Source organism: Acidobacteriota bacterium (assembly GCA_009861545.1).
In the GTDB taxonomy this organism is placed as follows: domain Bacteria; phylum Acidobacteriota; class Vicinamibacteria; order Vicinamibacterales; family UBA8438; genus WTFV01.
This window is the reverse complement of sequence record VXME01000017.1, coordinates 32,686-53,887: the sequence shown is the minus strand read 5'-3', so window position 1 is coordinate 53,887 and position 21,202 is coordinate 32,686. Positions and strand designations below refer to the sequence as shown.

Sequence of the window (21,202 nt, the reverse complement as noted above, 5' to 3'; positions counted from 1 at the left end):
AAGAGGCCGTACGCAGGGCATCCCGCCACGCGCCGGTGCACGCAGCCCCCCGACTACTGCTGCCACAAGTTCTTCGCGACCCAGATGACGAGCGCCGCGAACGTCATCAAGAGGGTCGCCGTGAGCGCACGGCGACCGATGGAGGAGCTTCCCAGCAGGTAGACGGCGTCCCTCGCGCGCAGCCCTTCCATGATCTCGTACTCTTCCCATTCCTGGGGCGGCGACGACTTGGGTGCGAGCATGGGCAGCTTCGGCCGCCAGCGCCTGAACGCGAACAGGAGGACCGAGGCGGAGAACAACAGAACGGCGGCGCCCCCGGACATTCCGACGACTGTCCCGATGATCCATTCGGGGCTCCAAGCGTCCTCCGCCGCGGGATCGAACCAGAGCGCCGCGCCGGCCATCGCCAGACAGACCACGCTGAGCGCCATCGCACCGTACCCGATGTAGGTCTCCTCCTCCCAACTGAGCAGCAGTGTCTGGACCTCTCTCGGGACCTTGCCCCACTCGCCGTCCGTCAGTATGTACGGCGGGACCCGGATGCGCACGGGCTCCTGTTGCTCAACCGGCGGTCGTTTCTTGCGGGTCTTCGGGCCCGGCGACGACCCTCGATCCTCGTCGGTCCCGTCCGGTTCGGTGGTCGGGGCGGGGGGACGCGCAGCCCCGGCCAGCACGTTCGGGAAGAGCGGGATCACGTGCACTTGGCCGTCCTTCTGTCTCGGCGACGAGACGTGCGGGCGGATGACGTCGGTGAAACGCTTCTTGAGCCGCTCGCTGATCAGCTCGGCCAGGTCACCGAACGACAGCCTCTCCGGCGCGGCCTGGTCTCCTTCTCTCAGAATCCGCAGCAGCTCGCCCGTGAACACGGTGTCTCGCAGCCCCTCGGGCGCCAGCGCCGGGTCGCTGTTGCCGGCCGAGCACAGCAGTGCGATCCCGCTGGTCGGAAACGCATGCCGCGTCTTCTGGACGGCCACGTCGGCCGGCCCCGACGACAGGAATATCTTGAACGTCGCGGCGGAGAAACAGGCATCGAAGATCAGGTGACCGCGCAGGTTCCGAACCGCCGCCTTGATGGTCTTCGCCAGCGCCTCGATGCGGATGCTCGTCCCCTCGAAGTCCGGTCCGCGTGTCTTGCAGATCGGCAGATAGTAGTCCTTCGACTCCGAGAACGAGCCGTGGCCGACGTAGTAGAACAGCAGGTCCCGCACCGGCCGCTGCTCTTCCTGCAACGCGTCCTTCCTCTGGCTCAGAAAGCCGTGGACCCGCTCCAGAATCTGTTGGGGGTACGCCGACTGGTCGTCGATGACCGCCAGGACGTTGTCCCCGTCGATACCCAGCCCGTTCGGGTCCAGGAGGTACTCCTGCATCGCCTCGGCGGAGTGCCTGCACGCAGCGTTGTCTTCGTAGTCGCTGGCCTCCCACCGGCTGTTGCCCATGACCACCGCCAGCGCCCGCTGCGGGTCGAATTCGCCTTGCTCGCTCACACCGGCCTCCTCATGAACGTTCTCCGAACAGCGTCTCCGCCAGGCGCGCGACGTGCCGGCCGGCCAGGTTGTCGACCTCCACGACCGTGCCGTCGGGTCTGGTGAACCGCAATGAGGCCCTGGGATTCCGACTCAGGAACGCCTGGATGCCCCTCGCAATAGCCAGCGTCGCGCTGCTGCCCAGAACGATGGCGAGAATGGCGCCGCCGTCCAGATGCCCCTTGTTCCCACTTCGCCTCTCGACCGACACGGTGTGGTCCGAGTCCAGGAGCGTCTCGCGCAGGTCACTCGCGAGGACGTCCGCATCCGCCATCGACTCGCTGGCGACCTGGATCAGGTACGGACTGGCCAAGGCAACCTCCAGCACATGGCAACGTCAGTGACGGAGCCGTTGAAGCGTAGACCGCAATGCCCCTTACATACTCCGGCATGGCAAGGTCTGTCATCTCCCATTTGGGAGGCAGGCGAGTGGCGCGGGCGACATCGCGCTTGTGCTCCAGCCAGCCCGAATCGCATTGCGCCCCGGGGGCGCCGGGGAGAGACCGGTCGTCGGCACCCTGCGTACCCCAGCACGGAGGGTCTGTCATATCCCATTTGGGAGACAAGTGGAGTCAGGCCGGGAGTGAAGGAAACGGGAAGGGAGGTAGCAGCGGGGGCCGCGGTGACGTCCGGCATGCCGTCTTCGACGGCGACCTTCACCGCCGGCAACCCTGCTAGTGGTCCGTCACGCCCTAATCTTCGGACACGGACATGGGTTTACAGCCCGGAATCGTTGACGATAACGGCACCGCGCATCCGAAAATCTAGTCGTGGCGCAGCACTAGAGATCCTGTTGCCGCTTCTGCGCGAAGGCGCGCAGCTTCGCGCGGTAGAGTCCCATGTCGTGGTACTTGTCGCAACGCAGGCCGCGGTTGAACTCCCGGCGCAGTACCCGTCCGATCACGCGTCCGATCCGCACGAGCGGCGATACCGCGAACTCCACGCGAAGGTTCGGGAAGTCACCGGTCGGGCCCGCGGGGCAGACGTTGAGATAGCGCTGGTACCCGTAGTGACGGTATCCCTGGAACTTGACAAGGCCGTCCGCCAGTTTCTCCGCGGGGCTGATGACCGTACCGACGATCCGCAGCGCGTGCTTCGCAAGAGAGACGGTTCTATGGGACGGGGGCACGAACGGAACGGGATCGACGCCGTTGACCAGGCGGTAGACGGGCGTCCGGAACCGGTCCATGAGACCCGTGTCTCCAACCCGCGGCGCGCCGAACGTGTAGCACGCCGCGAGGCTGTCGCCGTTGAGGTACCAGGTCGCAAGCGTGGCCAGAGCGCCGCCCAGCGAGTGGCCGGTGATGAAGAGCGGCAGGTCTTCATCGCCCTCGAGCAGCGGGCCGATCTGCGCGCGAACGGAGAGAAACGCGTCGTTGAACCCCCGGTGCACGTTGCCCAGCACCCTGCCGCCCGAGCTGCACACCTGCGTCGTGGCCGCGTCCAGGTTCATCATCCAGTCCTTGACCCGCTGCGTCCCGCGGAACGCCAGCACGGCCATGCCGGGCCCGTCGTCGGGCCGTCTCACCGCGACATAGCCCTGCGTGTCGGTGGCGGCGTCGAACAGGACCCCCTTGAGGCGGAATTCTCCCGCGGCGAGAGCACGCCGGAGCAGTGCGTTGTTCTTGGTCGCTCCACCTTCGCGAGCCGGACCCAGCAGCGCCGCGAGCCCTCGCAGTCGCTCGACGATCTGTTCCGTGTCCGTGAGCTCGGCGAGTTCTCGCGCGAGGGACAGAATCGAGCTGTCGTCCTCCTGGTCGAATCTTGTGTAGGCGAGTTCCGCCATGATTGCCATGAGCCACGCCGCGCGGTCGCTGTAGGCTGCGCGTTTGACCGGCGCCCGCGGGTAGTCCCGGATGCGCCGCAGATCGTCTGCCGCGTCCTGGATCATGACGACTTCCGTTCAGTATCGTCCGGGCGGGGCGGAACGGACGAAGGCGGCCGAGGGCGCCTTGTCGGGACGGCGTCCTCGGCGCTTGGTCAAGGCAGCGTAAACACGAAAAGGTTGTTGCCCGAGCTCGGACGCAGCTCCGGGGTCAACCGGTTGAAGTGCGACGACGTCCCCGCGTTGCCCGTGCCGAACGCGATGTACTGCTTGCCGTCGACCGCGTAGCTGATCGGAAAGCCGCTGACGGGCGAGCCGAGGTTGATCTCCCACAGCACCTCGCCGGTCTCCTGGTCGAAGGCCCGGACCCGCCCGTTGACATCCCCGCCGAAGACCAGGCCGCCCCCGGTGGTCACGAGCGACAGCGTGCCCGCGCGCTGCTCGTGGAGCCAGACCGTCCTGCCGGTCTCCGCCGAGATCGCCCGCACGGTGCCCGCGTTCTCGTTGCCCGGCGCCAACTGGTGCCGGTAGGCGATGGCATAGGTGGTCGAGCGGTTCTCGGTCGGCAGGGTCGGGGTATCGTCGTTGAACACCCGCGTCGCGAGCATGCGCGCGCAGGTGTTGCGCAACGGCATGTACATCGTGTTGGTCAGCGGGCTGTAGGCGCCGGCCTCCCAGTCCTTGCCGCCGTTCCAGGTCGGGCAGGCGAAGACCTCCTGACCCACCGTGTTGAAGACCACCTCGGCGTTCTCCGTCACCTCCCCGGTCGCGCCGTCGATGCTGCTGATGACGTTCTGGGTGACGGTGGGGGTGGCCCACAGGAACTCGCCCGTCTCGCGGTCGAGCGTGTAGACGACGCCGGTCTTGCCGGGGATGCCGGTCAGCACCTTCCGGACCTCTCCCGGCCGCAGGCGCGGGTTGATCCAGCTCACCTCGGACGGGTCGGGCGCGACCGCGGTGTCGACGAGGATGCGCTCGAAGGGATGGTCGAGGTCCCAATGGTCGTTCAGGTGCTGGTAGTACCAACGGATCTCGCCGGTGTCGATGTCGAGCGCCAGCGTCGAGTTGTGGTACAGGTGCGTGTTGTCGACGCCGCCGAGCATGAACTTGGGGGCCGGCGAGGTGACCGACGTGCCCTGGTAGAACAACCGCAGCTCCGGGTCGTAGCTGCCGGCCACCCAGGTGCCGACGTGGATCCGCTCCTCGAAGGGCACGCCGCCCCACGTCTCGTCGCCCGGCTCGCCCGGGGCCGGCACCGTCCGCCGCCGCCACAGCTCCTCGCCGGTGCGTGCGTCGTGGGCCACGATCACGCACGACTCCGGCCCGCCCCGCGGCCGGCAGCTTCGCCCGGAGACGGCCCTGCCGTCGGCGATGATCGGCCCCGAGCTGTGTCCGGCCGGAATCACCTTGTAGTCGAAGATCTGCGTCTCCCAGGCGATCTCGCCGGTCGTGGCGTCGAGCCCGAAGAAGTAGTCGTCGTCGCTCGTGTTGACGATGAACCGGTCGTAGATGGAGATGTTCCGGTTGCTGCGCGCGTTGCCGCCGACGTACTCGTAGACGTCTTCGGGCAGGTCGCGCCGGTGCTGCCAGATCAGGTCGCCGGTCGCCCCGTCGATCGCCTCGATCACGTCGTTCGACTGCGGCATGTAGAGCACGCCGTTGTAGGCCAGCGGCGTGCCTTCCTGGCGCCCCTCGGCGAGCCCCCGCGTCCAGACCATGCGGATCCGGTGCACGTTGTCCCGGTCGATCTCGTCCAGCGGACTGTAGCCCCAGCCGTCCGGCGTCCGGCGCCACGACAGCCAGTCGCCGTCCGCCGGGTTCTGCAGCATCTCGTCGGTGACCGGGACGAACTCGGCGGATGACTGGGCACTGACCATGGTGGGCGCCGACAGGAGCGCCGTCACGAGGAGCGCGATTCCGATTGCGTGTCGTGATCCGCGGAACTGCATCTGCATCGTTCGGCTCCTCGTCATGGTTCACGTGTGATCCGCCGTAGCTCCTCCCACGACAGCCTCATGCGCAGCGCGCCTGGGACATGCTATCCCACCGCTGCCGCTGGCAGTCCCGCAGAAACCGATACGTCTACTGCTCGGCGAGCGGCAGGAAGATCGAGATCCGATCCTCGTCGCCGATGGCCCGCGAGATGTGCCCCTGGCCGGTGGTGTCCTCGGCGAGCAGGATGTGGCCGGGGTACAGCCGGACCTTGGTGCCGTCGCCGAACTCGACCTCGCTCTCCCCCGCCAGCGTGATCACGTACTGGCGGCGAGGCGCCGTGTGCCAGTCGATGAAGTACTCGGGCGAGGTGCGCCGGAACTGGACGCTGGTCACCGGAACCGGGTCGGACAGCTCGGTGGCGCCGCGCTGCGAGGTGAGCGGCACGTCGAGCTCCTCGACATGCGTCTGGCCGTCCGCGCCGGTGTAGATGCGGGACACCTTGATCGGCGTCCGCTCCTGGGCCGACGCGGCCGGCTCGTCGAGCCAGCGGACGCCGCCGGCGACGAACAGCGTCGGAATCCAGCCGAGGACGAGCGCGCGGTTCAGCCATGTCTTCAGCATCGGTCGGTCCCTCCTGGTCAGTCGTGGCATTATAGGGGCCACCCTGAACGAAAGGTGTGTTGATGATCATGCTCCGATTCGCCACGATTCGTAGCGCCCCGCCGCTGATGCTGGTGGCCGCCTTCGCTCTCGCCGCCGGCGTGCTCGCGACGACCGGAACCGCATCCGCCGCCCCGGCGCCGGGCCAGGAGGAGAGCGCGGCCGAGGACCCCGAGGCGATCCGCCCGTTCACGATAGACGTGCCCGACGCGGTGCTGGCCGACCTGAAGGACCGCCTGTCCCGGACGCGGCTGCCCGACGACCTGGTCGGCACCGAGTGGGACTACGGCACGAACCGCGAGTACCTGGAGGAGCTGATCGACTACTGGCGGGACGAGTTCAGTTGGCGCGACCAGGAGTGGCTGCTGAACGGCTTCGACCACTTCAAGACGGACATCGACGGGCTGGATGTCCATTTCATCCACCAGCGCTCGCCCCACGAGGACGCCCTGCCCCTGGTGATCACCCACGGCTGGCCCGGCTCGATCATGGAGTTCTACAAGATCATCCCGCTGCTGACGGACCCGACCAACTACGGGGGCGACGCTGCGGACGCGTTCCATGTGGTGGCCCCGTCGATCCCCGGCTACGGCTTCTCCGACAAGCCCACCGGCCGCGGCTACGGCCCCGAGAAGATGGCCGCGATCATCGGCAGGCTGATGGAGCGGCTCGGCTACGACCGCTACGGCACGCAGGGCGGCGACTGGGGCAGCATCATCAGCCGCTGGCAGGCCGCGCAGCATCCGGACCGCGTGGTCGGCGTGCACCTGAACATGGTGACGGCCGGTCCGCCCGCGGGCGTGGACGACCCGACGGCCGGCGTGCCGCCCGAGGAGCTGGCGCGCACCCGGGAGCGGCAGGCGTTCTTCGCGGACGAGCGCGGGTACAGCAACATCCAGGGCACGAAGCCGCAGACCCTCGGCTACGGCCTCAACGACTCGCCGGCGGGGCTGGCGGCCTGGATCGTCGAGAAGTTCCGGACCTGGTGCGACTGCGGCGGCGACGTCGAGAGCCAGTTCACCAGGGACGAGCTGCTGACGAACATCACCATCTACTGGGCGACCCAGACCATCACGTCGTCGACCCGCATCTACTACGAGTCGCGCCGCGCGACCAACCAGCCGGGCTACATCGAGACCCCGGTCGGGGCCGCCATCTTCCCGAAGGAGCTGTTCATCCCGCCGCGGGCGTGGGCGGAAGCGGCCTACAACGTGACGCACTGGACCGAGATGCCGCGCGGCGGACACTTCGCGGCGCTCGAGGAGCCGGAGCTGCTGACCGAGGACATCCGCGCGTTCTTCCGGAAACTGCGGTAGCCGCCGCAGGCGCGCGTTCGCGTTGTCGAAACAATCGGGCTACCATGACTGCCGTCCGCGCGCCGGGCGGCAGTCATCGTGGCCCGCGGCGCATCATCCGAACCCTGTTCCACTCATGAAGCCTATGCAGTCCGCACGCATCGCGAGCTATCCCTGTCGTATCGAGCGCGGCACGCCGAACTGGACCGTTTCGTTCCGCGACGTCCCGCAGGCCCTCGCGGCCGGACGCGGCGTCCCGGGAATCTTCGAGGTCGCCGAGAGCGCGCTGGTCGCGGCGCTGGGCACCCTCGACGCCAGCGCCGCGCACGGCCTGCCGGCGGCGAGCGTCCCGGCCCCCGGGGAGGTGATGGTCACCGTCCGCCTGGGCGGCCCCCCGCTCGTCCGCGTTTCGGCCCCGGAAGGGCCTCCGCCCGGCGAGTCGGACTCCACGGACGAGGACGTGCGCACCGTCTCCGGCGAGGTCGTCGACGTATCGTCGGAAACCGGTTTGGTAGCCACCCGGCGGCAGGGAGGCTTCTGGAGCTGGCTCACGGGCCTGTTCGGCGGCTCGCGCTCGTTCTGAGATGCGGCCGGGAAAACCCCATCCGCCCGAGCACGGCAACCACTCAGGGATCCGGCCAGGGCAGCCTGCAGGTGCCTCCACAGGGTATTTCCGGGTACCGTCGAACCGTCGCGCCGTCGTGCGCGGGTGCTACACTCGTGCGATGAGGACTTCTTCGACAGTAGCCTCGACGACGGCACGTGTTCGGATCTCCAGCTCAGCTTCCTGACAACAAGAAGTCGACCATGGATGATCCGCGCGAACTCATTCTGTGTGACGTGCGCTGCTTTCAGGATGCACAACGCGGCAACCTGCGGCCCATTACCCTGCTGGTGGGCGAAAACAGTACCGGCAAGACCACCTTTCTGGGATGTTACAGAGCCTTGCATCAGGCATTTACCGGATTCGACCTGGACAGCCTGCTGGACTTCAACGAGGAACCGTTCGTCATGGGCTCGTTTCGCGACATTGTCCGATCGAGACGCGGCCCCGGGGGCCGGATCGACCAATTCCAGCTTGGACTCTCGGTCGTGCCCAAGCCTACCGGTGAAATCCCATCGTACCGCGTGTTGATCACGTTTCGAGATGAGGACTCACAACCGGCCATCGCGTCGTTCCGTTTCGAGTTCGAGTCTGATTCGTTCCTGGAACTGGAACGCGGTCCGGAAGGAACCGTTTTGCGTACTCCCGATCACCAAGTGGAGACCGACTTTCCGTTTGGTCAGGCGGTGTTCCTTCTCGACTACCTGATGGCCCTGGTCGGCGACGAGAGACAGAAATTCTCTCCTCCATCCCAAGGTTTGCAGCCTGTGGCCGACTATCTGCGCGATCTGTTTTTACGCCACAAGCCGAAGACAAGGAGAACCCAGCGCGCGGACCGTAAGCGCATTGGAGTACTGCGTCCACAACTTCCGGAGCTGATTCCCATCGCGCCGCTCCGTTCGAAGCCCATGCGCACGTACAACCCCGTCAGCGAAACGGCCTCGCCTGAAGGTGGGCACATCCCGATGCTGATGATGCGGCTGAGTCGCACGAACCAGAGTCACTGGAAGTCACTTCACGACGATCTGGTTGCCTTTGGCCGCGGGTCGGGTTTGTTCTCCGACATCAAGGTCAAGCGCCACGGCCGGCAAATGAGCGATCCGTTTCAGCTACAGGTGAAGGTCCGAACCGGTCCGCACGCGAACATAACGGACGTCGGCTACGGAGTCAGCCAGAGTCTCCCGATCCTCGTGGACGTAATGGCGGCGACGGAATCGGATCGTGTCGGTGGTCGGCGGCGCCGTGATTCGGGCGGGCGGATGTTCCTGCTACAACAACCAGAAGTCCATCTGCACCCGCGTGGTCAGGCTGAACTGGCGAATCTGTTCGTCGACGCGTTCAAGAAAAGCGGGAGCCGATTCCTGATTGAAACGCATAGCGACTACATCGTTGATCGCATGCGCATTGCAGTCCGAAAAGAGACGCTCAAGTCCGATGACGTGTCCATTCTCTACTTCGAGCCTACCGGCAACGCAGTCACGATCCACAACATGACCCTGGACGACTACGGCAACCTGGAGGGCGCGCCGCCAGGCTATCGTGACTTCTTTTTGAAGGAAACCGACCAGCTACTCGGGTTCTCAGACTGAGAGACCGCGCGGATGTGCATCATTGTGGACGCCAATCGTCTCGGGGCATTCCTCGCTGATCCGGCCACCGAGGATGCCGCGCCAATACGGAACTGGCTGGACCGTGGCGGACGCATCGTCTATTCGACAGGCGGGGCCTTTGCCACGGAAGTGGGGTACCGCACGAGAGCCAAGCTGCTATCGTACGCGCAGGCCGGCAAGGCCAAACTCATTCCCGCGGACCAGTTCGCCGAAGATGAGCGCGCCATGAGAGACAGTACAGACCGGCGGTCCGATGATCCACACGTGCTCGCTCTGGCAAGATGGACCGGCGTCCGGCTTCTCTATACCGGCGACCCCGGCCTGATCGCGGACTTCAAGAACAAGAAACTCGTCGACCGCCCCAGAGGCAAGGTCTATTCGCGCGCGGCCAACGCGAGTCTGCTGACGCGGACGGCATGCACGCTACACGTGTGACACGTGAGAAGGAAGACAGCGATTCCGTACCGTCCATCCCCTACCACCCTTCTGCTACCGCCCGCCACGTCGGCTCGTCGAGGGCCCCCGTCTCCCGCAGGATTGCAGTCAACCGCTCCATGAGGCCGGCGAAGACCTCTGCCACGTCCGGAGCCACCCGCTGCGTGATCTGCCGGTCGACGGTGCCCGCCTGCGTCTCCACCCGCACGTCGCCGAGCAGGTTGCGCATCTCGTGCGGGTCGGCGTCGAGGTCGTAGAGCTCGTAGGGCTCCCACACGCCGTGGAAGCGGATGAGCTTGTAGCGGTCGCCGCGCACGCCCAGCACGGTGGGAGTCTGGGGAAACGCGCGCTCCCAGAAGTACTCGTAGAGGAACGCGTCCCGCCAGTCGTCCGACGTCCCGGCGAGGAGCCCATGAAACGAGCGGCCGTGCATCGTGTCGGGGATTGGAGCGCCGGCTGCCTCCAGGAACGTCGGACCGAAGTCGATGTTCAGGATCATCTCCGGCCTGCGCGCGCCGCCATCGAACAGATCCGGGCAGTGCACGATGAGCGGCACGCGGATCGACGCCTCGTACATCGTTCGCTTGTCGATCAGGCCGTGCTCGCCGAACTGGAAGCCGTTGTCCGAGGTGAAGACGAGCAGCGTGGAATCGAGCAACCCTTCGCGGCGCAGCGCCTCGACGACCCGCCCGACGCTGTCGTCGACGGCCATCAAGGCCTCGGCGTACTCGCGCACGAAGCGATTGAAGTCGGTCCGTCCGTCGTACATCCCGTCCACACCGTGCCAGCTATCGCGCTGGGCGCGCACCCAGGCCGGCTTGCCGGCGTAGTTGGCGTCGGTATCGGCCATCGACGCCGGGCGCGGATAGCGCGTGTCGACGTAGGCGCCGGCGTGGCGCTCGGCCGGGGTGAACGGGGCGTGGACGGCCTTGTGCGAGAGATACAGCAGGAACGGCCGGTCGTGGTCGCGCCGGATGAACTCGACCGCGTGGTCGGTGAGCAGGTCCGTCGTGTAGCCGGGAGTCTCGGTGCGCGCGCCGTTGATGTTCAGCGCCGGGTCCGTGTACGGCCCCTGCCCGCGGAACGAGACCCAGTGGTCGAAGCCGGGCCGCGGATCGTCGCGCGCGCCACCCATGTGCCACTTGCCGACGAACGCGGTCTCGTAGCCGGCGGCCTGCAATCCCTGCGGGAAGGTCGGTATCCCGGTTGGCATCGGGGTGCTGTTGTCGAGCACCTGGTGCGCGTGCGCGTACTGGCCGGAGAGGATCGACGCGCGCGACGGCGAGCAGAGCGACGTCGTGACGAACGCGTTCTCGAAGAGAACGCCGCCTTCCGCAAGGCGATCCAGGTTCGGCGTCCGGAAGTAGTCGTTCAGCAGCCCGAGCGCGTCGAAGCGCTGATCGTCGGTCAGGATGAAGACGATGTTGCGGCGTTCGTAGTCCGGGCCGGCGACCCCGGCCACGTGGCCAGTAGCGCTCCCCGACGAGAGGAACGCCGTAATGATCAAGATGAACCCCAGCCGACAGGGTCTCGGCCGTACTCGCTCACGTTGCATCGTTCTTCCGCCATCCAGGACGTGCTCTACCGACGACTCACATGCCCCAGACGGTGATCGGGGCCCGTGTCGGGCGGCGGGTCGCGGCGGAAGATCTTCTCCTCCCACGTCCGCTCCCTGGAGCGATCAGGTAGTGGTCTCCAGCCACTACGGGCCCGGCGATGTTGAACTCGCGCATGGCTGTCATTGTCGCAGCGCGCCGCGCCTCTCGTCGCTCTCCGACGAACCGGTCGCCGCCTGCGCGCCGCTCGTTCGCCCGGGACGAGGAAGGCCGGCGACACGACGCCGCCGGCCTTCACTACTCCCGCGAACGACCAACGGTGCGCGCGCTACGGCTGCACCGTCATCGCGTTGATCACCACCGGCGTGACCGGCACGTTCCCGTGCGCCCCCTGCGCGGTGGTCTGCACGCCGGCGATGGCGTCGACGACGTCCATCCCGTCGACGACCTCGCCGAAGACGGCATAGCCGTACGCATCCGGGGCCGTGCCGCGGTGATCGAGGCCGCGGCCCCCGTTGTTCGCGTGATTGATGAAGAACTGCGACGTCGCGCTGTTGACCGCGGCGGTGCGCGCCATCGCCACCGTGCCGCGCCGGTTGCCGAGGCCGTTGGTCGCCTCGTTGACAATCGCCTCGCGGGTGATCTTCGGAACCAGGTTGGTGCCCATGCCGCCGCCCTGGATCATGAAGTTCTCGATCACCCGGTGGAAGATGGTGTCCTCGTAGAAGCCGGCGTAGGCGTACTGCAGGAAGTTGCTGACGGAGACCGGCGCCTGGTCCGCGAACAGCTCCATCGTGACGTTGCCCATCGTCGTCTCCATGACCACGACCGGGTTGCCCGGGACCGCGCCCGCGGTGGCCAGGTCGATCCGGTAGACGCCGGTGCTCGCCGTCATGTAGAGCGTGCGTCCGTCGCCGCCCCAGGCGACGTTGGCGGTCACCTCCGGCATCAGGATCGTCCCGAGGTGTACGCCGTCCGGGCCGAACACCCAGACGCCGCCCGGCCCGGTGGCGAAGACGTTGCCGCGCAGGTCGACCTTCATGCCGTCGGCGCCCCCGGCCGCGGTCTGGTCGTTGACGTCGTAGAAGACGCGCCCGTTGGAGGCGCCCTCGTCGTCGACGTCGTACGCCATCCACACCTTGTTGTTCGCGTCGGAGTTGGCGACGTACAGAGTCGACTCGTCCGGCGAGAGCGCGATCCCGTTCGGGCGCGTCTGGTCGCTCACCAGCAGTTGCAGCTCGCCGTCCGGGCGCAGGCGGTAGATGCCGTTGAAGTCGAGCTCGCGCAGCGGCGACTCCTCCAGCCCCTCCAGGCCGTACGACGGATCCGTGAAGTAGAGCGAGCCGTCGGAGCCGAAGACGGCGTCGTTCGGGCTGTTGAGCCGGCTCCCCTCGTAGCCGTCGACCAGCACCGTGCGGCTGCCGTCCTCCTCCACCCGCGAGATGCGGCGGTTGCCGTGCTCGCAGATGATCAGCCTGCCCTCGGTGTCGAAGGTCAGGCCGTTGGACGAGATCGACCGCAGCCCCTCGCGGTCGCCCTCGAACACCGGATCGATGAACGGGCTGGCGCCGTCCGCCGCCGTCCACTGGTGGATGGCGTTGGCCCGCACGTCGGAGAAGAGCAGCCGCTGCTCGCCCCGGATCCAGACCGGCCCCTCCGTGAACGTATAGCCCTCGGCCACCTTCTCTATCGTGGCGCCGGTGGGGATCAACGAATCGAGCCGCCGGTCGATCCGGAGAATGGACCCCTCGCCGGCCGGCTCCCCGACCGGACCGGCGTCCACCTCCTCCGGCGGCGGTTCCGGCGCACCGCCGCACGCCATCGTCAAGAGCACGAACACGGCTACGAGCAGGCTGGTCGCTTTCGTCATGTCGTTCCTCACTTCCGTCCTCGATTGTGGTTCGTGCGTCGAAAGCCCCCTATTGCGCCGCTTCCGCCACCGCCCGCCGGATGGCGGGCACCAGGTCGCAGTCGATGAGGTCGTCCAGCTCGCGCCGGTGGCGCCGCCGCCCGGAACCCGGATTCGGCGACGACGTCGCCACGATCACCGCGTCCAGATCCGGAATCACGAAGATGAACTGCCCCCCGTAGCCCCAGGCGTAGTAGGTCCGATGCCCGGCCAGCGTGCGCATCCACCAGCCGTACCCGTATTGCCGCCCGCTGAACCGCGATCGGGTGCGCGGGACCGTCGACGCGCGGATCCACTCGCGCGAGATCACCTGCCGCCCGGCCCCGGTCCCGCCGCGCCGGAAGAGGTTGCCGACCGCCAGCATCGCCCGCGGCGTCAGGCCCATCTCGTTGCCGCCCAGGTAGACCCCTTGGGGATCCCGGGTCCAGGACGGCAGCGTGATGCCGAGAAGCCGCGCGAGATAGCGGCGGCCGAACTCCAGGGTGCTCATGCCCGTGGCGCGGGTCAGGATCGCGGACAGCAGATGCGTGCTGCCGGTGCTGTAGATCATCCGCCCGCCCGGCCGGTCGACCAGCGGCCGGCTCAGCGCATGCCGCACCCAGTGCCGGCTCCGCACCCAGCGCCCGTAGTTGCGGTTCGAGGTGGTCTCCAGACCCGCCCGCATGGAGAGCAGGTCGCCGACGGTGATGGACCGTTTCGCTGCTTCCGCGTCGGCCAGCTCGTCCGGGAAGAAGTCGACGATCGGCTGATCGACGCCCGCCAGGTAGCCCCGGTCGATGGCGATCCCGACCAGAATGGCGATGATGGTCTTCGACGCGGACTTGAGGTTGGCGGAACGGTGCGCCGCGGCGCCGTTGAAATAGTGCTCCTCGATCAGCTCGCCGCCGACCGAGACGAGCAGGCTGCGCAGGCGGGGCAAGCCGGCCGCGCGCTCGAGGATCCGCCCCCGGTGGAACTCGTTCAGGGCCGGTGCGCCGTTGGCGCCCGCGGTATGCGGCGCCGCCGATCCGATCAGGCACAGCAGAGCTATAAGCGCCGGACAACCGCCCGCCCACCGCCGCCGCCGCGCCCGCCCCGTGTGCCGCATCGGCCCATTCTATCGGTCAAACGAGCCTCGATGATCCGCCTTGACCGAAAGAGAGACCGGCGCCGGCGTCGGAAACGCAAGGCGCAACATCCGGTTTACCCTACCAGGGAAGACCGCGACGCCGGCCGGCTGCGGTGCGCCCCCGGGGGGTCTCGGTCCGCCGAACGGCCTGCAACACACCGAGGGGGAACGGGATGAGCACCATCGGCAACATCCTCTGGATACTGCTCGGCGGGATCTGGATGAGCATCGGCTGGGTAATCGCCGGGGTGATCATGTACGTGACCATAATCGGCATCCCCTGGGGACGCTCCTGCTTCGTCATCGCCCGCTTCACGTTGTTGCCGTTCGGGCACGAAGCCGTGCCCCGGCAGGTGGTGACCGGACAGGAAGACCTCGGCACGGGCACCGCCGGCCTCCTGGGCAACATCGTGTGGCTGCTGCTGGCCGGCTGGTGGCTGGCGCTGTGCCACGTGCTTGCGGGCCTGGCCATGTGCCTGACGATCATCGGCATCCCGTTCGGCATTCAACACTTCAAGCTCGCGGGGATATCCCTGATGCCCGTGGGCCAGACCATCGTGCCGAAGGGAATCGCCGCGCGGCTGCGGTAGCCGCGGTCGACGCAGCCGGATCGCGAGACGGTATCGAACCCTGACGCAAGGTGCTCCGTGTCCCCCACTACGCCCATCGTCGCCGTGACGATCTGGACCGCGCTGGCCCTCTACGTCGCCGGCGAGTACGGCCGGACACGACGGCCGCCGGCCCCATGGGCACGGCCGGTCTGGCTGCTCGGAGCGCTGACGTACCTGGCCCACGTGGCCGCGGCCTTCACGTTCCATCACGACTGGAGTCACGCGGCCGCGTACGCCCACACGGCGGCTCGCACCGAGGAGCTCTTCGGTCTCGACTGGGGCGGCGGCCTCTGGGTGAACTACGCGTTCACGGCGATCTGGATCGGGGAGGGTCTCCGGTGGCAGCTCCGCCCCGCACACTCCCAGCGGCGTCCCCGACTCCGGAGACTGGCCGTCCGCGCCTTCTTCCTGTTCATGATCGCCAACGGCGCCGTGATCTTCGTGGAGGGTCCCCGGCGCCTGCTCGGGGTCGGCGTGCTCGCCGTGCTGGTCTGGATCTGGCGCAGCGATGCACGCGCAGCGAACGCCGCGTAGGCCCGTGGGGACCGACTGCACGCGCCGGGGCAGCCGCTTCTCGTCTTCGGCGCCCCCCGGACGCCGCACCGCGGCGGCTAACGAACACCGACCGCGGTCGAGACCGGGTCCTCCGACGGCGAAGGGCAGACGCGCCGGTACACCTCGGCGGCGCGGCGCGCCATGACGTCGGCGGTGTACCGCTCGCGGACCCCGGACGCGGCCCGCGTGCCCAGTTCGACGCGCAGCCCGTCGTCCGTGCGCAACCGGTGCAGCTCGGCCGTCAGCGCCTCGACGTCTTCCGGCGGAACGAGCACTCCCCCGCCCGTGCGCTCGATCAGCTCCACGTAGGTGCCGCGTCTCGCCGCGACCACCGGCACACCGCACGCCATCGCCTCGACCAGGGACAGTCCCTTCGGATCGTCGTACGTCGCCGGCACGGCGAACACGTCGAGGCGCTGCAGGAACGCCACCTTGTCGTCGAGCTCGAGCACGCCCCGGTAGTGGATCTCGTCCTCGAGGCCCCACTCGCGGACCTGCCGGACCATGCCCTCCAGGTAGGCCTGGTGCTCCGGTCCGAGATAGCCCGCCAACTCCAGGCGGCAGCCCTCCAGGTCGCCCCGCGCGCGCAGCCGGTGGTAGGCGTCGCAGAGCAGGTGGATTCCCTTCTCGGGCGCGATGCGCCCGAGATAGCCGATCGTGAACGGCCGGGACTCGTCCCGCGCCGCCTCCGGGTAGCCGTCGGCGTTGATGCCCAACGGCACGACGTCCAGCTTCGCCCCGGGAATGTGCAGGTACCGCGCCATGTGGCCGGCGTAGTAGTCGCTGACGGCGACGAACCGATCGACCGACCGGGCGTGCTCGCGGATCAGCGCCAGCGCGCGGGAGCGGTACGGCTCGTCGAGATGGTCCAGGAAGATGTCCTCCCCCTGCAGCGTGCAGCAGATGCCGCAGCCGATCGCCTCCTTCAGCGCGGGGGCCAGCGAGATCAGCATGGAGTTGGAGATGTCGATCACGTCCGGCCGCGGCTCCGAGCGCAGCCAGTGCACGAGCTTGTCGAACTCCTTCCGCTGGTGGCCGTGCCGGCCCTCGAGCACCGAGACGGTGAGCTCCCCCAACTGCTCGGGCTGCGTCTGCACCCCGCGCTGCGAGACCGCGCGCAGCAGCCACGGCGATTCCCACAGGCGATCGATCAGCCAGGGCGTGCCGCGGAAGAGTCCGGAGTACTGCTCCAGGTAGACGCTGATCCCGCCGAAGAAGACCCGGTGCTCGCTGACGCTCGGCTCGTCGGTGCGCGGCGGCGTGTAGAGCGGAACCAGGAGCACCTCGTGCCCGAGCCGCCGCAGCGACTTCGCCAGCGTGTTGTCGCGGATGCAGCTTCCGCAGTACATGCCGCCAGCGCCGGCGGTGATAGAGATGATGCGCATCGGACTCGTGCGGCCCGCGTTGGCGCGCGAGAGACGGGCTCGCAGCGATTATAGCGTTGCGCCGATCCGCGGTGAGCTGCGGTGGGCGCGGACGACAGGCGCACGAGCGGCACGGCGGCGAGCGCCGCGCTCGCCGCCACCGCCACGCTCAGTCGGCGGCGATGCTGTAGAGGTACTGTCGTCCCCGCAGGTAGATCTCTTCCCCGACCACGGCCGGCGAGGCGTCGAAATCGTCGTCGAGGCGGTTCATCGACAGGATCTCGAACTCGGGGCCCGCCCGGGCGACCAGCGTGACGCCGTCCCGGCTCGTGACGTACAGCCGACCGCCGGCGACGACCGGCGAGGCGTACACGTCGCGAATCCCGGACAGCCGCACCGGACCGTACAGGTTCTCCCCGCTGGCGGCGTCGTAGGCCGAGAGGATGCCGGAGTTGCTCTTCGTGAAGTACAGGATGCCGTCGTGCAGGACCGGGGACGGCACGTAGGGCGTGTCGCGGTCCAGGGACCAGACGATGCCCCCGCCGCGCGAGATGTCGCCGCGCGCCGACGCGAGGTCGACGGCATAGAGCCGGTTGCCGCGATACCCGCTCATCAGGTACGCGATGCCCCCGGCGGCGACCGGGGACGGAATGGCGTTGGTGGTCACGCCCTCGCCTTCCCACAGCAGCGCGCCGGTCTCGAAGTCGTACCCGCGCACGCCGTCCGTCGCGCTGGTGACGACCTGCGTGCCGCCGGCATGCTCGACGACGAGCGGCGTCGACCAGGAGGTGCTCTCGTCCCGGTCCGTGCGCCACCGCTCCGCCCCCGTCCGCTTGTCGAGCGCCGTGATGAACGACTGCCCCTCGTGGTCCCACACGACGACGATGGCGTCGCCGTGGAGCGCCGGCGAGGCCCCCTCGCCGAAGCCCATGCGGATCCGCATGTCGCCGAAGTCGCGATCCCACAGCGGATTGCCGTCCATGTCGTAGCAGTAGAGGCCGCGCGAACCGAAGAAGGCGCACACCACCTCGCCGTCGGTCACCGCCGACCCCGACGCCCAGCTTCCCGTGTTGTGGCGGCCCTCGTGCGGCTGCTCGGTCACCGCGGTCCGCTCCCAGACCACGGAACCGTCGCGGCGGTCGAGGGCCACGACCACGAAGTTGAGCAGGTCGCCGGATCGCACCGTGCCCATGAAGCGGCGCCGGAGCCGCGAGAAGAAGCCGTTGCCGGCGCCGTCCCCGGGACCGGCCGGGATGGCCGTCAGGAGGAACACGTGGTCCCCCCACACGATGGGCGACGCCTGCCCGTACCCGGGAATCTCCGTCTTCCAGCGGACATTCTCGGTCTCGCTCCAGCTCGCCGGCGGGTCGCCGGCCGGCGCGGCGCCGGTGGCGAGCGGCCCGCGCCATTGGGGCCAGCCGGTGTCGGCGGCCACGTCGGACTGGGCGGCGGCGGGCGCCGCCGGACCCGCCAGGAAGGTCAGCGTCAGGGCGGCTACGAGCACACCGAACGAAAAGGTCTTCATTGCCATTTGCGACAGCCTCGCGGGACGTTCAGAATCAGCCAAGGGTACCGGATCGCAGAGCGCCAGGCGCGCCGATGACCATCACCCTGGTTCCGTCGTCGGACGGCACGCCAAGCGTACCGGATCAGAAGGCGCCAACCCCACCGCCGGCCAAGGCTGCGGTCACGGACCCGCACACGACCCGAACGAGCAATCTCGACAATGATAGTGGGATAAGATCCGCCACCATGATTATCAACACTTCGTCGCCGTCCGTTCTGATCCTGGTCGCCCTGCTCGTCGTCGGCTTCGCCGCCGCGGCCAGCGCGCAGCGCACCATCCCCGCACCGCCCGACGTCGCGGCGCCGCCGGACGACGCCGAACGCACCTCCTCCGGCCTCGCGTCGAAGGTCATCGAGGAAGGCACCGGGAGCAGGCGTCCCCGATCCAACTCGCGCGTGACCGTCCACTACACCGGCTGGCTGACCAACGGCCAGATGTTCGACAGCTCGCGGGTCCGCGGCACGCCCGCGATGTTCCCGCTCGACCGCGTGATCGCCGGCTGGACCGAGGGCGTGCAGTTGATGGTGGTCGGCGAGACGCGGCGCTTCTGGATTCCCGAGGATTTGGCCTACGGCGGACGCGCCGGCTTCCCGGCGGGCATGCTGGTCTTCGACGTCCAGCTCCTGCAGATCCAGTAACCGCAAAGGAGAACCGACATGCCCTTGACGAAGAGAGCGGCGCTCGGCGCCGCACCGGTCCTGGTCGCCGCGCTGGCCGTCGGCTTCGGCGCCGCCCCGGCGACCGCGCAGGACGCGGTCACCGAGAGCGACTACGAGGCGGCGATGCAGGAGCTGCGCTACCTCGCGACGGACACCTCGCTGCACATCGACGCGAGCTACTGGGGCGACGTCGGCGAGGACTCCGACAAGATCCGGGCCGAGCTGGCCAAGGTGGAATCCTTCTGGACGGCGCAGGAACAGCCCCAGGCGGTGGAATTCGCCACGCAGGCGATCGAGGCCGCGCGGTCTATCGGGCGCGCCTCGGGATCGCAGGATCGCAACGCCGCCACCACGGCGCTGGCCGAGCTGCGCAGCGTCTGCACATCGTGCCACGGCGAGTTCCGGGAGGAAACGGACGACGGCTTCCGGATCAAGCCGAGCGCCCTCAAGTAGACATCGCGGGGCGAAGCCGCCGACCGTGAGGCCGGCGCCGCGTACATGGGAAATGGCCGGTCCGGGCACCAAGCCCGAACCGGCCATTCATCTCTCCGCCGGAACGCGCCGCGCAGGAGTCTCGCGCGGCGAAACGCCCAGCGCGACCACGCGCCACGACGAAAGGTCGCGCTAGTTCGTGGGCCAGAGCACGCCCTGGCTCTTCTCGCCCTCGGCGCCCTCGGGCACCGGGCCCATCCCCTTGTAGACGAACTTCTGCACGCGCGATCCCTCGTAGGTCTCGGTCGTGTAGATGTTGCCATCGGAATCGACGGCGAGGCTGTGCACCGCGAAGAACATGCCCGGCTGGCGTCCGCCGTCGCCGAACGCGGTCAGCACCTTCAGCGACTTGCGCTCGATGATGTAGACCTTCATGTTCTGGCCGTCGGCCAGGTACATGTAGGTCTGGTCCTCGTCAGGCGAGAAGTCGAGGTCCCAGGTCGAGCCCTGCGCGCGGGTGTGGGTGCCGACGAGCAGCTCGTCGACGAAAGTCCCGTCCTTCTGGAAGACCTGCACGCGGTCCTCGGCGCGGTCGCAGACGTAGACGAGCCCGTCGTTCGCGATCACGCTGCAGTGCACCGGCCCGCGGAACTGCTGCGCCGGATCGTTGCCCGGCACGTAGGGGCCGCCGAAGTCGTAGTCGTCGTCCGGCACGTTGCCGTAGGCGCCCCAGCCGCGCTTGAACGCGCCGGTCTCGATGTCGACCACCGCGACGCGCTTGTTGTAGTAGCCGTCGGCGAAGTACGCCTCGTTCGCCTCGGGGTCGATCCCGATCTCGGCGACGCGGCCGTAGCTGTCCTCCGAGAGGCTGTCGCGCTGGAAGATCCGACGCCCGTCCTCCTCGCGGACCACGCGGGCGTTGTGCCGGCCGGCCTGCAGCAGGAACTCGCCGCTGCGCGTGAACTTCAGCACGTGCGCGTCGCCCTGTCCGTTGCCGCCGATCCAGACGTTGTCCATGTGGTCCACGGCGATCCCGTGGTTGGACTCGGGCCAGACGTAGTCGCCGGTCTCGGTGCCGGGACCGCCCCAACTGTCGACCAGGTTGCCCGACTTGTCGAAGACGAGGACGGGCGGACCGGGCTGGCAGCACTCGCTGACCGGCGGGTCCGTGACCATGCCGATCTCGGTGGCGCCCTGGAAGTTGTCCGGAGTGTTGCGGTGCAGGACCCAGACGTTGTCCTGCGCGTCGACGTCCACCCCGATGGTCGGGCCCATCAGCCAGTGGTTGGGCAGGTTCTTCGGCCACAGCGGGTCGACCTCGAACATCGGCGCCATGACCGCGTCGTCGTCTCCGTTCTGCCCGGCGGTCAGGACGACGCCGGCCAGGACGACGCCCAGGGCCAGCGGCACCAGAAACGCGTACTTCTTCATCTGTGTTCCTCCTTCTGGAACCGTGCGCCGCGTCCCGCCAAGTCCGTGGCCGTCCGGCGCGTTCAGTCGTAGCGACAGTCGAACAGTATACTTGGAAGCGACTTGGCAATTGGGGAGGCGGAT

17 protein-coding genes and 2 pseudogenes are annotated in these 21,202 nt (G+C 68.1%); 8 read left to right on the top strand and 11 right to left on the bottom strand.

Going from position 1 to position 21,202, the window contains the following annotated elements; translation table 11 throughout:
* Window positions 1–53 precede the first annotated feature (53 nt).
* The 5 genes from F4X11_02680 to F4X11_02660 all read right to left on the bottom strand — a co-directional run bounded on the left by F4X11_02680 (window position 54) and on the right by F4X11_02660 (window position 5,787).
* Window positions 54–1,484 carry a caspase family protein gene (locus F4X11_02680; GenBank protein ID MYN63926.1) on the bottom strand — a complete coding sequence of 477 codons (1,431 nt, stop codon included), beginning with the start codon at window positions 1,482–1,484 and terminating at the stop codon, window positions 54–56.
* A 10-nt stretch (window positions 1,485–1,494) separates the two neighbouring features.
* Window positions 1,495–1,836 (bottom strand): hypothetical protein, encoded by a 342-nt coding sequence (locus tag F4X11_02675; GenBank protein ID MYN63925.1) that lies wholly within the window; start codon window positions 1,834–1,836, stop codon window positions 1,495–1,497.
* A 468-nt stretch (window positions 1,837–2,304) separates the two neighbouring features.
* Window positions 2,305–3,414, bottom strand: a complete 1,110-nt coding sequence (locus F4X11_02670; protein ID MYN63924.1) for a lipase family protein — start codon at window positions 3,412–3,414, stop codon at window positions 2,305–2,307.
* Between the two features lie 89 nt (window positions 3,415–3,503).
* Window positions 3,504–5,321, bottom strand: a complete 1,818-nt coding sequence (locus tag F4X11_02665; GenBank protein MYN63923.1) for a PQQ-binding-like beta-propeller repeat protein — start codon at window positions 5,319–5,321, stop codon at window positions 3,504–3,506.
* Window positions 5,322–5,430: 109 nt separating this feature from the next.
* Entirely contained in the window at window positions 5,431–5,787 is a 357-nt protein-coding gene (locus F4X11_02660) for a hypothetical protein (GenBank protein ID MYN63922.1), read from the bottom strand.
* 224 nt (window positions 5,788–6,011) lie between these two features.
* Between F4X11_02660 and F4X11_02655 the strand changes: the two genes are divergently transcribed.
* The 4 genes from F4X11_02655 to F4X11_02640 all read left to right on the top strand — a co-directional run bounded on the left by F4X11_02655 (window position 6,012) and on the right by F4X11_02640 (window position 9,887).
* Window positions 6,012–7,259: an epoxide hydrolase 1 gene (locus F4X11_02655; GenBank protein ID MYN63921.1), complete on the top strand. Its 1,248-nt coding sequence runs from the start codon at window positions 6,012–6,014 to the stop codon at window positions 7,257–7,259.
* A gap of 115 nt (window positions 7,260–7,374) precedes the next feature.
* Window positions 7,375–7,821 carry a hypothetical protein gene (locus F4X11_02650; GenBank protein MYN63920.1) on the top strand — a complete coding sequence of 149 codons (447 nt, stop codon included), beginning with the start codon at window positions 7,375–7,377 and terminating at the stop codon, window positions 7,819–7,821.
* A gap of 224 nt (window positions 7,822–8,045) precedes the next feature.
* Window positions 8,046–9,431 carry an AAA family ATPase gene (locus tag F4X11_02645; protein MYN63919.1) on the top strand — a complete coding sequence of 462 codons (1,386 nt, stop codon included), beginning with the start codon at window positions 8,046–8,048 and terminating at the stop codon, window positions 9,429–9,431.
* A 12-nt stretch (window positions 9,432–9,443) separates the two neighbouring features.
* Complete coding sequence (locus tag F4X11_02640) at window positions 9,444–9,887, top strand: hypothetical protein (GenBank protein MYN63918.1); 444 nt, start codon at window positions 9,444–9,446, stop codon at window positions 9,885–9,887.
* Window positions 9,888–9,927: 40 nt separating this feature from the next.
* Here the strand turns inward: F4X11_02640 and F4X11_02635 are convergent, their stop codons facing one another.
* The 3 genes and pseudogenes from F4X11_02635 to F4X11_02625 all read right to left on the bottom strand — a co-directional run bounded on the left by F4X11_02635 (window position 9,928) and on the right by F4X11_02625 (window position 14,439).
* Complete coding sequence (locus tag F4X11_02635; protein MYN63917.1) at window positions 9,928–11,442, bottom strand: sulfatase; 1,515 nt, start codon at window positions 11,440–11,442, stop codon at window positions 9,928–9,930.
* An 860-nt stretch (window positions 11,443–12,302) separates the two neighbouring features.
* A pseudogene (locus F4X11_02630) lies at window positions 12,303–13,265 on the bottom strand (SMP-30/gluconolactonase/LRE family protein).
* Window positions 13,266–13,362: 97 nt separating this feature from the next.
* A complete protein-coding gene (locus tag F4X11_02625) occupies window positions 13,363–14,439 on the bottom strand; it encodes a serine hydrolase (protein ID MYN63916.1) in 1,077 nt (358 codons plus the stop codon).
* 194 nt (window positions 14,440–14,633) lie between these two features.
* Here F4X11_02625 and F4X11_02620 point away from each other — a divergent pair, with 194 nt between their 5' ends.
* The gene (locus tag F4X11_02620; GenBank protein MYN63915.1) at window positions 14,634–15,050 is read left to right on the top strand and encodes a YccF domain-containing protein; all 417 of its coding nucleotides are present in this window, start codon (window positions 14,634–14,636) and stop codon (window positions 15,048–15,050) included.
* Between the two features lie 57 nt (window positions 15,051–15,107).
* Complete coding sequence (locus F4X11_02615) at window positions 15,108–15,605, top strand: hypothetical protein (GenBank protein MYN63914.1); 498 nt, start codon at window positions 15,108–15,110, stop codon at window positions 15,603–15,605.
* A gap of 77 nt (window positions 15,606–15,682) precedes the next feature.
* On the opposite strand, the gene F4X11_02610 is transcribed toward F4X11_02615, so the two are convergent.
* Both F4X11_02610 and F4X11_02605 read right to left on the bottom strand, forming a co-directional pair.
* A complete protein-coding gene (locus F4X11_02610; GenBank protein ID MYN63913.1) occupies window positions 15,683–17,011 on the bottom strand; it encodes a glycosyltransferase family 4 protein in 1,329 nt (442 codons plus the stop codon).
* A gap of 148 nt (window positions 17,012–17,159) precedes the next feature.
* Window positions 17,160–18,521: a PQQ-binding-like beta-propeller repeat protein gene (locus F4X11_02605; protein ID MYN63912.1), complete on the bottom strand. Its 1,362-nt coding sequence runs from the start codon at window positions 18,519–18,521 to the stop codon at window positions 17,160–17,162.
* Between the two features lie 221 nt (window positions 18,522–18,742).
* Between F4X11_02605 and F4X11_02600 the strand changes: the two genes are divergently transcribed.
* Window positions 18,743–19,195: an FKBP-type peptidyl-prolyl cis-trans isomerase gene (locus F4X11_02600; protein MYN63911.1), complete on the top strand. Its 453-nt coding sequence runs from the start codon at window positions 18,743–18,745 to the stop codon at window positions 19,193–19,195.
* An 18-nt stretch (window positions 19,196–19,213) separates the two neighbouring features.
* Window positions 19,214–19,669, top strand: coding sequence for a hypothetical protein (locus F4X11_02595; protein ID MYN63910.1), 456 nt, complete (start codon window positions 19,214–19,216; stop codon window positions 19,667–19,669).
* Between the two features lie 246 nt (window positions 19,670–19,915).
* On the opposite strand, the pseudogene F4X11_02590 reads toward F4X11_02595, so the two are convergent.
* Window positions 19,916–21,079 (bottom strand): annotated as a pseudogene (locus F4X11_02590) (hypothetical protein).
* Window positions 21,080–21,202 lie beyond the last annotated feature (123 nt).